Source organism: Legionella busanensis (assembly GCF_900461525.1).
In the GTDB taxonomy this organism is placed as follows: domain Bacteria; phylum Pseudomonadota; class Gammaproteobacteria; order Legionellales; family Legionellaceae; genus Legionella_C; species Legionella_C busanensis.
Map to the genome: position 1 here is coordinate 1 of NZ_UGOD01000004.1, position 14,344 is coordinate 14,344.

The following is a 14,344-nucleotide window of genomic DNA, read 5'->3' on the forward strand; positions in this document are numbered from 1 at the left end:
TTTTTTCAATTATGTGAAGGCAAGAAAGGCTCAGCAGCAGGAATATTAACCGCCTGTCCCCCAACTAAAGACATTCAACAAGACAAGTTCGTCTTAGGATTCTATCAGAAGGAACATTTGCTAGGTCTTATTGATTTAATTGCTAATTATCCTCAAAATTCTACTTGGACAATTGGTTATCTTTTAATTCATCCAAGCTATCAACGCCAAGGCTTAGGTGCCCAATTTTTCCATGTACTTGAACAAGCTATTTCACCCAATAAAATGCGCTGTGTTGTACAAGAGCAGAATGAACGAGCGTTTAAATTTTGGCAAACCCTAGGTTTTAAAATGGTGTATCAGCGGGAAGACAACTTAGGAAAATTGGTTAACAAGACTTTTGTTTTAGAAAAAGGTCGTCTGGTTTAATTTCATGAGACTACAAACTTTTAATAATTAAGACCATCAATGCAATTTGAGTTCTCACTTAAAAATGATTCGATAATGAGTAATACACCAACCAAAAACTTACATGCGTTAATCAGGAACCAGCGGCTAAACATTTTAACGCTTTCCAAAGAGTCTGACATTCCTCAACCGACCCTACACCATCTTTTATCCGGCAAAACTAAAAAGCCAAGAAGGGCGCTTCTGCAAAAGTTAGCTCACTTTTTTGATGTTTCAATTCCAGCCCTATTAGAGATAGAGCTAACTAATGAGCTTGCAAATTCTGTTAAAAGACTTCCCATTTTAAACTGGAATGAAGATACATTAAATTTTTCTAAGCAATCAGAAATAGACAACGAATTTATAGTTGGCTCGTATCCTGAAGAAAATTTTGCCTTCTTTATAAATAAGAAATTTTGTCATAGCCCTTGACCTAACCAAAGCTTAGCTATCATGGCGACTAGTAAAACGCTTGAAGAATCTCAGTGCGGGTTAGTTTACTTTAAAAGTATGACCTTATCCTTAGTAAAATTTTAATGGAGCAGAGTAATTTTTTTATTAAGCACCAAACAAGAACCGAAGACCTTTTGTTACTAAAAATTGATTTAAACAAGGTGAAGTGGTTTGGGCAGCTCTGTGAATTAAGATTAATGGCACTAGCGCTAAATGCATATTTATGATTAATTTTAGTAAAAACTTTGCCTAAGAATAAGTAGCCAATTACTATTTTCCAATGATCCTGTATTTCTAATAGAAGATGCAACCTCACTCTTTCAAAAAGTTTTCTTACATTGAAATTTAGATTAAACCAGCTATAACCTAACTATTAAGTAAAGGTCGCCGAGGATGATGAATGCGTAGGCTTTATTTTAAAATTAAATTCATCAAACACGGTTGCTCGTTTAGCCTCTAACTTTCGGCTTAAAGTGTCTAGTTGTTTTTTATCCTGACTATCTCTTAGAGTATTTAATTGAGCAAGTAATTTCTTGCTTGTAGTCTCTGATGTATCGAAGGTACGAGGCTTATTTATAAATTGAGTAACTGAATTATCATTTAGGTAATCCAACTGCCTAGTACTACTCTTGCTTAAATCAGCCGTAGCATTATAAAGTAATTGACTTTTAATTCCATTTTCAATATGACTGATAAGAGAGGGAGTAAAAGGGGTAGGCTTACTAAAAAAGGAATTAGTATGATTGCTTAATCTATCAAAAATAGAACGTTTTCGAGGTTTTATAAAATTCAAATAATTCTTGGTTATCGATTATGTTTAATGCAGCATAGCTAATAACACCTGCTAATATGCGATAAGCTGAAACATCATTTAATTTTCCTAAATTTTCAATGCTTATCTCTAATATTTCTATGATTTTCTTAATATCTATATCGTCTTTAAGTATTATATTATGTAATTGCTGCATAAATTTAATAGCTTCTTCATCTATTAGACCCTCACACTGAGGTAACGCATTATGAATATATGCTATTAAATCATTAACGGGTTTTGAATAATGTTTGACATATCCTTCTAACTGCTGGCAATAAATTATGGCCAAAAATTTCTTGATAGGCTGTTGGCTTTTCAATATATGCGTGAGCATCTTCCAACAACCTTTTGCCTTTATTTTTAGCACTATAAGCAACTCCATCTAGCTCACCTAACTTTGTTTTATCCTTTTTCGTCGCAATTGTTTGCTTTTGCCGTTTACTTAGTTTTTCAAAGAGTTCTTCACCTTGGGCTAACCTAAAGATAGGTGATAAAGCAGGGGGTATATCTGCTCTGGCAAATTCTTGATATTGCCCCTCACCAAATGCTTTCTTTAAGTGCTTAAAAACATTCGTTCTTGATAGAAAAGAAAGATGGTCAACAACGAAAATACCGCAACTAACCCAATCTTGTTGAATCATATTAGCTACCTTTTCCTTGGGAGTCTCAGCAAAAGGGCCATCAGAAGGAACATTGATGTTGTAAATATAGCCCGAATCTAAAATATTATTTAATTGAAGATTAGTTAAATATACTTGGAAAAAATGTCTTGCTCGCCTATCCATCACTGAATCTAAGTTAAACGCAGATATACCCTTTTCAGTAATAATATTATCTATACACGTCCAGTGGCCATCTATAAGTATGGCTATTTGAAAACGTAAACCAATAGGCAATTTGGCATGATTAGCTACTAAAAAATTAATAAGCTGATTGAGCTCAGGATGGCTTTCGAGGGAATAATCGCTTGAATCTTCAGGTGGTTTATATTCTGCTACAAAATAATTAAACGGAATCAGTTGTCCCTTCTCATGCCGTTGCCTTGCTTTTCGCTCTAGCACCGTTTTCATGACATCTAAAGGCCATACTATACCTTCAACATCATAACGACTAGAAACACTTAAATTATCTTTTGTTAAAGCTATTTGCTCAGCTAATTTCGCTACTTCTTTTGCTAAGGGGTTATTTTCAAGTTTTATAATCTGCAGACGTTCAGTTTTATCGAGTTCATTCATAAAAGCATAAATAATTATCTACATGTATTTATTTTAATATAAAATACATGTTATACAAATTTTAAGCTAAAAGATTAACCATCAAGCAATGGTAAAATATTTTTTAGTGTGAATACCATTATACCTAAATTAATTTACCTAAATAGAAGTTACATTTAGTGTCTTAAGCCTAATATTGAAAGAAAAGCGTCAGATTAATTAAGAAGAAAAGCAGGAATTGTTGAACTGCGGTTTATGGGTAAAATATTAACAAATTATTTATGACAAATTTAACAGAATAATCAATATCATGTAAAGAAATTGCAGAACAAATTACCACGATAAATTTTAATTGTTAAACAAGTTAAAACAAGAAAACATCAGACCAATAAAAATATTTTCTTACCTCCAAGGATAAATGCTTTGCTTTATGGACCATGGTGGAAGGCCAAGTTAAAAGAAAAAGGGGGGTTATTGTCGGATAAGCGATTACCATTACTGATAACCGCTCTCCTAAGAACCGTACTTGCAAGTTTCCCCGCATACGGCTCAAGCCTCTTTAAAGCTACATCTAATATAACCCGGCAAGTTTGGTTTAAACAACAATACGTGATTGCTTATACCTCAGCATTCTTGAGGTAAAATAATCGGCATCTTTTGAGTCAAAGAGATTAACATCAGTGCGAATTTTAATATGTCGCCTGATGGGAACTGAACTGGCAATAAAGATATCTTGCCATTCTTTAACCCCTGACCTAGTAATGGTTGTAGTTGAGAACACCCACTGTCTTTGATTGCGTGTACGAAAATACTTTTCTCTCACCCAATTTGCAGATTTGTTAGGATGTCTCTTCTTAGCCCATCGCCATAATGACCTGAATATGTGCGAGTCAACATAAGCAAAAGCCTTTTGCGCAACACAGTGCTTATAGTAGTTTGCCCATCCACTAATAACAGGATTGAGCTGACTAATTAATACTGATGCTTTGACAGAAGGCTTGGATTTTATCAACGCTCGGATTTTATTCAAAAAGTCTTTGATACTTTCTTTGGAAGGTTTAACAAGGGTTTTACTATTGTTATACCGTCTCACATTAAAACCGAGGAAATTAAATCCATTGCTGATAGCCGTGATCTTAGTTTTCTCTTCCGATAGGGTCAGACCATGCGCTGCTAGAAATGTTTGTACTTCTGACTTGACTTTCATGAGCACTTTTTCTGATGCGCCCGAAATAATAAAATCATCAGCATATCTCACCAAGTTCACTTTATCAGACTTTTTAGTACCTGCTTTAATTGCCCGTTCTAATCCATCTAATACCATGTTTGCTAACATAGGTGAGATAATTCCACCTTGTGGTGTTCCCGCATCCGTGTTAAACCATTTCTTTTGCTCGACATATCCTGATTTCAACCATTCTTGCAAAACCCTTTTATCTAAAGGGATATTCTGGGTAATCCATTCATGGCTGATATGATCAAAACAGCTTTTAATATCCGCCTCTAATACCCATTGAGCGGCTCCTTTGGGAGCTAACACATTGAAGCATTGGCGAACGGCATCTGCAGTTGAGCGCATTCTACGAAAACCATAAGAATGCTTATCACCTGTAGTTTCAGCGACAGGTTCCAACGCCATCGTATATAAAGCTTGCATCGCTCTATCTTGCATGGTAGGAATACCTAAGGGTCGCTGCTTGCCATTGCGCTTGGGGATATACACTCTTCGTAACGGTTGTGCTTGATAGCTTTTACGTTTGAGCTGCATCGCTGCTTTGTATTTTTGTTTAGAATTTCGCCAAACCACACGATCAGTACCAGGCGTTTTGGCGCCACGGTTAGTTGTCACTCGTTTTACAGCTAATAGTTTAGCTGATTTTGAATGAGTTAATAACCATTGCAGGGCTTTGACTTGTCCTGGTCTTCCTTCTCGCGTTGCCTTTGCAATACGCATTTGCAGTCGTTTGACATTGCACTCAATTATCTTCCAATTAATGGCAGCCCAATCAAGTTGCTTTGCTGAAGATGCACCGGTTAGTGTTACATCCGTCATTTGCTTTTCCTCATTAAGCGATTCTACAAATTCTCTTGCAATAAGAGACCAGTTGGACGTAGGCTCGCTTTCGCGTCAGGTAACGTTTAAACCTGTATTCTAGCTATTACCACTAGACATTCGCTTTTTCCAACCTCCCAATCTCGCATAACCTTCATCACTTTTCGCAAAGTACTTACCTGTTTTAACAGGAGCTATACGAGGTTCCCAAGTTCCGCTAGAAAGAGTATGTGCAGGGTTAGGTGCTTGTTATTGGCCGGAGGCTGTTTGACTGCGTAGTTGTAGTGGATAGCAACTAACCAGCCCTCATTGCCGCTTGGCTCAGGCGAGACAACCACTTGCGCCTGTTTGGGTTGACGACCTTTATCACAAGTTCAGTTTTCTTCACCATACCTGCTACCTAGCACTTACCCGATTGTGGTTATCAGGAAGAAGCGCTTCTCACGATTTGCTTCCCACACGTAAACGTATTTTGTTACATTGTCAGGATCGCTCTTTATTCAGATCCCTAGGTTCAGCTGGCAGTACAGCTCGTTTCTTAATGAAACAACTCTTACTAGCGACTTCTTGTCGCACACCCCACATACCCACACTATAGCTTCACTAGTCGGCAGGTTGTTACGCTCCGTGTGGATATATGGATAACAAATTTATTTTGATAAAGAGCAACTGTTTTTTAATTCATGATTTATAATATACGGATTAGGGTAGCCTTCTATTTTAGCAACCGCTTCTGCCCACCATTTTTCATTCGCATTGGGTGGAAATTCTTTATCCCAGGCAATAAAAAGATTTCGTTGTGCCTCACTTAGATCAATACCGTATTTATAGGCCATAAAAAGGTTAGCACGTGCGACGATTCCTTTTGCAAAATCTGCAGGCTCAACCCGTCTTGATTTTTTATCGATGGTAATAGGGCAACCGTAAAAGGAAGTATGATTTTCTAACATACTGTAGCGAAAATTAGAGCGAGCACTATTTACAAGGCCTACAGCTGGCCATAAATTGTAAAGCTCACCTTCAGCTTGTCTAAATTGATTATCAATTTTTTCGCAGCATTTTCTGCCTTTATATCTTTTTCCATTTTACTTAATGCAAAGAGGCTCTCGCCAACAAGCAAAATGGTTACCGAAGTTTTCAGCAGGCATCATATGCTCCCATTCTACTACATGCGCGCGGCGAATGCCGAATGCTGACTGCATATTGCAGCTTGCCAAATCAACCCTTAAACGTGCATCAAATTTGCAGTGACAGTATAAGGTTTCACGTTGGAGGGCAAAAACAATTCTGGCTTGTTTTTTAGCTTGAGTAAATGTTTTAGAAGGTAATGCCAATACAGAGAATGAAAGCATTAAGATAGTAGTAAAACGGAATAAGAAAGTCATTTAAATAAACCAGCTGTTATCGACAAAATATTATTTTTATAGTTAGGTTATAACTATTATTAAATTAACTAGGCGCCAATAATTTAACATACGTCTAAATGCTTAGTAAGCAATATAGAAATTAGTTAATTGCATTAAGGTTAGAATACGATATTTCTATGAGAAAAATAAGTTACTTAATTTAGATAGAGTATATAGATAACTTAAGTAATTTATTAAATCCAAATATTATTTAGCTTAATAAAGATAGATTAAATTAATAATGCAATATTAATTAATTATCACGCTTAAGGGCTTTATCAGAAGATTTCTGCATATTTATTTGAGAATCTTGTTCAATGTGACTTGAAAAGAAGCTATTTTGAGATAATTCTAAATTAGTTTTATAAATCTTTTTTGGTTGCTCATCAGGGTAATCTGGCCCTCTTCGTTTACCTCCTAAGAGCTCATGATTGCTCTGCGTAAGAGACGGCCAATGAGCCTTGAGCAACGGCATGTATTGTTGATTAATGTTATCTATTGGATGACCTGCACTTATTAATAGTATAGCCATCTCGTAATCTGCATTTTCACAAGCAACACTAAGAGGCGTTCTGCCATGATTATCTGGCCTACTTATATCAATCTTTTCCTGCTGTATAAGAACTCGGACAATATCGATATGACCATTTTGACATGCGACTAAAAGTGGCGTTGCACCATCTTCATCTGTTTGGTTAATAGCAATATTTTTGTGCTGAAGTAAACTAAGAACGGCCTCGGTAAATCCTCCTTCACAGGCTACAGAAAGTGGAGTAACACCGTCACTAGTTGCTTTATTAACATCAATATAGGTTTGTTTTAGTAACTCATTAATAATGTCAATATAGCCATTTTCGCAAGCTATAAAAAGGGGGGTTGTGTTGTCATTAGTTGCTATGTTCATTTCAATATTTTTTTGCTTAAGCAATGCTTGAACTATATCCGTATGTCCATTTTTACAAGCATTGAAAAGCAATGTAGCACCATTGTCATACTGCTCATTAATATTGATGTTTTCCTGCTTAAGTAACTCGAAAACAATATCAATATGACCATTTATATAGGCAATGTAAAGTGGTGTAAAACCATTATAATTAATTTTATTAATATCAATAATTTTCTGCTCTAGCAGTTTACATACAATACTTGTAAATCCATTCTGGCAAGCGATATAAAATGGAGTAACCCCAGGTTTAGTTTCAGTATTAATTTCAATTCCCTTTTGAGCAAGCAGCCTATAAACAATATCAGTATGCCCCTTTTGGCAGGCCGTCCAAAGGGGTGTTGCGCCATTATATGCTTGGTTAATATTAATATTTTTTTGCTCAAGCAATGCTTGAACTATATTCATATGTCCCTGCTCGCAGGCTATATAAAGTGGTGTTGCCCCATAAATATCCGGTTTATTAACATCAATCTCTTTTAGTTTAAGTAACTTTTGGACAATATCAATATAACCTAGTTGACAAGCGATAAACAACGGGGTTGATCCATCATTATCTTCTTTATTAAAATCAATATTTTTTTGTTCAAGTAACTTACAGACAATAGCCATATGCCCATTACGGCAGGCTGCGAACAGTGGCGTCGCTCCATATTTAGTAAATTTATTAATTTCTATATTTTTTTGTTCTAACAGCTCACAGACAATATCAAAATGGCCATTTTGGCAGGCAATATAAAGTGGCGTAGCTCCTTCATTGGTTGCCTTGTTAATATCGATTTTTTGGTGCTTAAGTAATTCAGAAACAATAGTAGTATGTCCATACTCGCATGCCAGGAATAAGGGAGTAATACCTTGAACACTTGTTTTGTTAATATCAATATTTTCCTGCTTAAGTAAGCTTCGTACTAAATTAAATTGGTTGTTTTGGCAAGCTAGATAAAATAAGCCTACTTGATAAGCATCAAATCGGTTTGCATGGTTGTACTCGAAAGGATATTTTTTTTCTAACTCAGTTAGAGCAATTTTAATAGACTCTTCTTGACTGGCTTTTGTAATCACTTGAATATTAAAAGCCACATAGTCTGCCTCATCAGACGAAAGTGAAGAAAAAATACTCTTAGCTAATGAGTTACTATCTAACTCACGAGTATAAGACATAAGATTCGGGAAACGAGCAAAATCATTAATATCAACATATACCCATTTTCGAATATTCTTATCATAGTAAAAGCATACTGCATGATTACTGGATGACAGTAAAATAGGTGCAACAACCTGCGCCTCATCCATTATCTTCTCTAAGTCTTTGAAATAGTCAGTTAGCTCAGATTGAGTAAAGGCATGTAGTTTATCCAAACTAACAACCAATTTTTCCTGTGACAGTTTATTAGGATATACAATTGAATAAATATCTTCCAAATTTTCTTGGTTTAAATATTGTGAAAATAACTCAAAATACCTAGCGGGATTTAAATAGAGTTGAATACCCTCATAAAAGGCTGGGATTTCTAAAAATATTTCTGTTTCTTCCGGGTAATTAAAGAAACCATAGTTTTTTGTGTGTAAACGTATTTGCTCAATATCATATTTTAATTTTTCAAAGTCATTGTCATAACTCTCAATACACTTTAGGCGATAGAAGAACTTATAGCTCTCTTCTACAAGCCAAGCTTGGCAAAGCATCATAGAAAATCCGCGACATATTCCAGTGGAAAGCGGGTAACCTAAATACTGACCTAATTCTACTAACTGGGAATGAGTTAACTTAGCACCCATAATTAGCATAAAATAAGAACAATTAAATTAAATTTAATACCAACTATTTATTTAAATCAAAATAACATTAATTATAAGGTTGTGACTCTTAATGTTAGAGCCTTAATTTATTATTCTAATCTTAAATAATAACTGTTTCAGAAACTTATAATAAATTTTATCTAGTTTAATATCGCTAATAATTATTCTAACATTAACTGCATGTATTGCCTTAAAATGATGGGTTTGTGAACGCATCAATCAGATATTAAATTTCTTAAATTTATCGTTTAATTCAGTTCATAAACTCTGTGTATTAATCAACGTACGTTTTAAATAAAATCTTCAGACTTTACGAGTAAAAAGGTTAAAAAGGAGAGGAGAATATGCTCAAGTGTCACCGCATAAACAAAATTTAGACTTGCAACTTTAACTCAAGAAAATAAGTTTCGAAAGCAATTTTACTGATAAAAGCCCAGTAACGCCAACGCTTTATTTTTATATATAATTGGATACTTAATTTTTGCTTCCCTCCTTCGGCAATAGCAATAAATGCAATTTATGTACTTCGTTGATAGCGTTTGGCAAGAAAGTTGAGGCAATTCGGCATAAAAATAGTCTCTCATCCTTATTAATGATTTAATAGCTGTCAATTTTAATTAGTTAAAATGATCTGGTATTAATATGTCTGATAAAATAATTGACTCATTGAAGTTGTCTGATAAACCGCACCTTTTTTTATTGAAAATTGGATTATCACAGGAAAATTATAAGGTAACGTCTAATATTCCAAGCGATAAAAAAAGTCAGCTAGTTCACGAGTTTCGCACTTGGCTCATGTAGGTTGAAACATTAAGAATTTGATCTGCTCCTGAATAGCATTTTTGATTACATGCCAGTTTTGTTGATAAAGAGTAGTTTTTTGAGTAATACGTAATTTATGTTGCTCAAACCAAGCAGCAATGGCAAGAAAGATATGGTTTCTCTGCGCTCGGCCTGTGCGTGCCTGACAACGCTCAATTCCACATGTTTGTTTGACTTCTCGATGATAAACTTCGACCGACCAACGTGCATCCATGATGTGTTTTACTTGCTCACGTGTTGGATTTTCCATGTTTGTCGCCACGTAATCAATGCGGCCATTTTTTGCCACGAACTTGAATACAAAAATCCAACCATATCCACGTAAATGAACCGAAAGTCCTTCTTCGGGAATTTCTAATGTTTCTAATCGAGCATGACGATTTACTATTCGGTTTTTTCTTAATGGTGTAACCCAAATCCACCCATGTGAGCGGATGGATTTCAAGTTATCTAAACTTGAATACCAAGCATCCATGACGACTGCTGTGGGAGTGAGTCCTCGTGATTTAGCGAGTTTTAACATGTCGCAAAAATGGGTGTTTTTTGTTTTTCCATCCGTATCTTTATCATAGATACGATAATCAATTGGCACGGATTCTTGACTATCCAAACCATGCCACAGCATATTGATAAGACCAATTCCTGCAATCACATCATGGGCATTGCCAGAATACTGATAATTTACAAGTTCTATTTTTTTACTGTGTATCTTGGATAAAACTGTATCATCTGCTATCAATAGACAAGGTTCTGATGCACGTACATAATGACTTGCTAGTGACCATATTTCTCGAGGACGGAATTTTTTATCAGCTAACCAACGGCTAATACTATCATGGGATAAAGCTATAGGACTTACTTCTGATAGCGCTAAACCTGAATAACGCATACTGCTTGCTTGTAAAAATGCTTTATACAATTCTTTTGTACATCGATAACGCGACATCCTGACACAACTTCTAAATTAAAATTATGCCGCTAATTCTAATCTATTTATTTCAAACTGCGAAACTCGTGTAGTTAAGAAAATTCTCTATAATGCTTCTGATGAGGAAGTTTTAAAGATAATCAATGACTTATTCCGATTGGAACTTTGCGAAGAAAAAAATGATCCAATTCGTACGGGTAATCGGTTAATTGGTCAATTATTATTGGGATATATGGCTAAAGTTGAACAAGAGCAATTTCGATATTTTTATGATAATGAAATTAAGGTCAGCAGAAAATCATTAAGTGATTACGATATTTCTGATAAGGTAAAGCAGCTTTGGGCTTTAATTAAAAAAACAGCTCAGAAGGAACTAGATGATGAGCCCTATCAAGCGTTCTTGCAAAAGGGGTTTAAGATTATGCCGGCATTTTATTACCAGCAATTATTACCTGAAATTACTCCAGAACAATTTATTAAGGGTGCAAAACCAGTTGAATTTACCCGCAATAAGCCTGTGTTAACTGCGTTCAACGAAAAACTGAATTCTGATGTAAGCATTCCTCTTGTTCCTGAGGATAATGACATAAGAACAAATTTAGACAATATTAAAACTCATATTATGGCTACAAACTGGAAAGTAGGTGATTATTGGTTATTCAAAGAAAGGGTGAAGCATGGTGATAAACGAGTACCTCATCGGGTGAATGATATCCTGAATCTGATTAAGCAGGTTGATAAAAACCAGTTAGATCCTAAAACGGCCTATGAGCAGATTGTTGAAAAAGCGAAAGAGGCTATAGACAATCCTAGGCGAGGTCGATGTTCTTCAACAACCCAATTCTACGAGGACATATTTAACCATAACATTCTTACTCGTGATTATGAGCTGAATAGGCCAATAATTGACAATCCTAATGAGTTATTGATTTAAATCAATGATTTTATTGCATGTTTTTGCTGCCAGGCAAAGACGTGCAAACTACTTCAGAGGTCACGTTAATTTGGATTAAACACATTATTGCAAAATTGACTGCGTGGATTAATGCAGTGGGTCATGATGGCTTAAATGAAGTTAGCAAGCGTAGCCTGGGTGCAGGCCTGCAGGGCCGAAACCCGGGTTTCACTTTGTTTCACCCAGGCTACATTTCTAATAGTAATTTGTATATTGCAAATTAAACTTAGTTATTGCATAAGACGACTATTAGGGTGAATGATATAAAAGCGTCCCAAAAACACATATTTACTAGTATTTATTTAGAACTATAATTAAAACCATCTCTTAACATTAGAAACTTCAATTAATTCTTCACCATGATTTTTTGATATAGATACCTTAACGGGTAGTACCCGTTTATCCTTAAAGAACTGATTTAGTTTACCTTCAAACTTAGTTTCTTTAGGAACGACTAAATCATAATAGTTTTTCTTAAATCCAAGAAAATTTTGTAATCCCCAGCGTCTATGCAAACTTAGTAAATATTCCTTATTATCATCTTTTATTATTACAGCCGAATGATAAGCTCTGGGACCAAAGTGTCTTACCAAAATTGGTAGTTTATTCCCAGTTTTTTTAAAAAAACCCTGATAATCTGAGGGAGGATTATATATCTTAAGCTGACGAGGTCTCTTTTCGACTTGCTTAATAGGTTCGTTGGTATCAATCCAATCATATTTTTTAAAAGTCCAAGAAGAGTGTGGTGATAAATCTTTAAAATAATAACCTAACGTATCTCCTCGTTTTGCAGCGATACGTAATTCCCTTTGATCCTGTGGTTTTTGAATAACAGTTATTTGATTATAAAATTCTATAGGTTGCTCAAGATCACTAGGTAAATAGTGGTCAACCCATCCTTCATTACTAACCTCATCAGGTAAAATTCTTAAATCCTTATCTCTAATTTTTGCTTCTAAGGGATGCTCAGTTTGATAGGCATAATTTAATCCGGGGTTCCCTCCTAAGATATCAATATCACACAGGTTGGTTAATAGAGTGAGTTTACTTATACCTGTTTTCTTATCAATCTTATGACCTATGGCCATAAGGCAAGAGGCGCCCACATCAATTTTTTTAATAGAATAGGTAGCTTCTTTAGTTTCAGGAAAAAAAAATAGAATTTTGGATAAGGTAGGTGCCCATGGATCATACTTAATAATTGTTGATCCATCTTTGCTAAGCTCATACCCAGTTGTTACACCAACAGAAGTAGGATGCTGATGTCCATCAGCATCTAAATAAGTGTCATTGTAACGGCCTCGGTGTGAGATTATGAATTGGCCCTTAACATTAAGCCTTTTACCAGTAAAAAAGTTGATTATCCGATTTAAAAAGGGAAAACTGTACCACATTGGCTTCCAATTTGCTTTTTCTGATTTATCAATAGCAATATAATTTTCAGTAGACTGGAAGTCTTTTGGTAGATGTCGTCTAATAGACGGAGTATCCATTTGATATAAGTGTGATTTCTTTTTATTTTTTCCTCTCGCCTCTGTTAAAATTTTCCGATAGTGTATATCACCACGGTTATCAACTACGCATAGATTAGCCCCATCAACAGTAAGAGACATAGGCCATATATTTTGATTTAGTGAATCAAAATACATAGGTTTCCAAGCTCCTAATTTTTCATTTCCTTTTTCACACCCTCGTCTTCTATACCATAAAATCTTATTTTCAATAGCATAATCATTTACATGGTTAAAAGATCTTGTTTTAGACTTCATTTCGATAGGATGATTAGACGGCGGTTTTAAAAAACCATTACTAATCTTAGCGCCAATCTTTTTATAAAATTTCTCAGCTAAGTTTTCTTGATCAATTTGATAAGATAAATCTTTAATTTTAAAAATTAAAGGTAATGCTAATCCCAAAGAACCGATAGTTAAAGTGACAATAGAAATACTACTTAAAAACGTTTTTATAGGCTTAGGAAGAGGAAAAGTAGATTTTTTAATCGCTTTAACTAAATTTTTTAGCCTTGAAGGTGGATATTTTTTGTAATCGCATACAAATATTTTTTCGTCTGATTTATTAGGATACATCTTTTCACTATCTAATTTTCTATACCAAAAATTAAACATATATTTGTTCGAAATATATGTTTAATTAGAATAGCTAAATATCAAAAAACCAAATATCTAATGTAAATTAAACAATATGTTTATCTATTAGCTCTTTTGCGGGCAATAATGCATCATTTTAAATAAAATTTCAACATTATAAACAATGTAATAAGGAGTAAAAAACGACTAATACATATACCATATGATTGACATGCTTGATTTTTCAACATTATTTAGTTGATATTTCAAATTTAAATATGAAAAAAAACAATGAAAATGTATAAAAATTAATGATTTTTAATAAATAGAGTAAAAATAAATTATTTTTTAAGGTATTTATAATTAGCCGAAACTAGTATTCGAGTCCCAAAATCTCATGCTTATGAAATACTTGCTTTAAACATCTCTTTAAATATAGCCAA

General features: G+C 34.5%; 13 protein-coding genes. 4 read left to right on the plus strand and 9 right to left on the minus strand.

What is annotated here, in order from left to right; genetic code table 11:
- Together DYH30_RS16080 and DYH30_RS16085 are read left to right on the plus strand one after the other, a co-directional pair.
- On the plus strand, window positions 1-408 hold a 408-nt coding region (locus tag DYH30_RS16080; protein ID WP_147285961.1), incomplete at its 5' end, for a GNAT family N-acetyltransferase.
- Window positions 409-483: 75 nt separating this feature from the next.
- Window positions 484-858, plus strand: coding sequence for a helix-turn-helix domain-containing protein (locus tag DYH30_RS16085; RefSeq protein ID WP_160116237.1), 375 nt, complete (start codon window positions 484-486; stop codon window positions 856-858).
- A gap of 394 nt (window positions 859-1,252) precedes the next feature.
- Here DYH30_RS16085 and DYH30_RS16090 read toward each other — a convergent pair whose 3' ends face one another.
- The 8 genes from DYH30_RS16090 to DYH30_RS16120 form a co-directional block, all read right to left on the minus strand.
- Entirely contained in the window at window positions 1,253-1,672 is a 420-nt protein-coding gene (locus tag DYH30_RS16090) for a hypothetical protein (RefSeq protein ID WP_115332779.1), read from the minus strand.
- On the minus strand, window positions 1,635-1,982 hold the full coding sequence (locus DYH30_RS16095) for a hypothetical protein (RefSeq protein ID WP_115332780.1): 348 nt from the start codon (window positions 1,980-1,982) through the stop codon (window positions 1,635-1,637). Before DYH30_RS16095 ends, DYH30_RS16090 begins: the two co-directional genes overlap by 38 nt.
- Window positions 1,921-2,928, minus strand: coding sequence for a hypothetical protein (locus DYH30_RS16100; RefSeq protein WP_115332781.1), 1,008 nt, complete (start codon window positions 2,926-2,928; stop codon window positions 1,921-1,923). Before DYH30_RS16100 ends, DYH30_RS16095 begins: the two co-directional genes overlap by 62 nt.
- Window positions 2,929-3,502: 574 nt before the next feature.
- Window positions 3,503-4,960 carry a group II intron reverse transcriptase/maturase gene (gene ltrA / locus DYH30_RS16105; protein ID WP_115332782.1) on the minus strand — a complete coding sequence of 486 codons (1,458 nt, stop codon included), beginning with the start codon at window positions 4,958-4,960 and terminating at the stop codon, window positions 3,503-3,505.
- Between the two features lie 650 nt (window positions 4,961-5,610).
- The gene (locus DYH30_RS18420; RefSeq protein ID WP_242604799.1) at window positions 5,611-6,006 is read right to left on the minus strand and encodes an endonuclease; all 396 of its coding nucleotides are present in this window, start codon (window positions 6,004-6,006) and stop codon (window positions 5,611-5,613) included.
- Window positions 6,007-6,045: 39 nt separating this feature from the next.
- Window positions 6,046-6,345 (minus strand): HNH endonuclease family protein, encoded by a 300-nt coding sequence (locus DYH30_RS18425; protein ID WP_242604798.1) that lies wholly within the window; start codon window positions 6,343-6,345, stop codon window positions 6,046-6,048.
- 274 nt (window positions 6,346-6,619) lie between these two features.
- On the minus strand, window positions 6,620-9,088 hold the full coding sequence (locus DYH30_RS16115) for an ankyrin repeat domain-containing protein (RefSeq protein ID WP_160116238.1): 2,469 nt from the start codon (window positions 9,086-9,088) through the stop codon (window positions 6,620-6,622).
- Window positions 9,089-9,902: 814 nt separating this feature from the next.
- The gene (locus DYH30_RS16120; RefSeq protein WP_115332697.1) at window positions 9,903-10,877 is read right to left on the minus strand and encodes an IS701 family transposase; all 975 of its coding nucleotides are present in this window, start codon (window positions 10,875-10,877) and stop codon (window positions 9,903-9,905) included.
- A gap of 139 nt (window positions 10,878-11,016) precedes the next feature.
- Here DYH30_RS16120 and DYH30_RS16125 point away from each other — a divergent pair, with 139 nt between their 5' ends.
- Window positions 11,017-11,793 carry a hypothetical protein gene (locus tag DYH30_RS16125; protein WP_115332784.1) on the plus strand — a complete coding sequence of 259 codons (777 nt, stop codon included), beginning with the start codon at window positions 11,017-11,019 and terminating at the stop codon, window positions 11,791-11,793.
- 17 nt (window positions 11,794-11,810) lie between these two features.
- Window positions 11,811-12,038, plus strand: coding sequence for a hypothetical protein (locus DYH30_RS16130; protein ID WP_115332785.1), 228 nt, complete (start codon window positions 11,811-11,813; stop codon window positions 12,036-12,038).
- A gap of 90 nt (window positions 12,039-12,128) precedes the next feature.
- Here the strand turns inward: DYH30_RS16130 and DYH30_RS16135 are convergent, their stop codons facing one another.
- Window positions 12,129-13,940 (minus strand): hypothetical protein, encoded by a 1,812-nt coding sequence (locus tag DYH30_RS16135; RefSeq protein ID WP_131740689.1) that lies wholly within the window; start codon window positions 13,938-13,940, stop codon window positions 12,129-12,131.
- Between the last annotated feature and the right edge of the window lie 404 nt (window positions 13,941-14,344).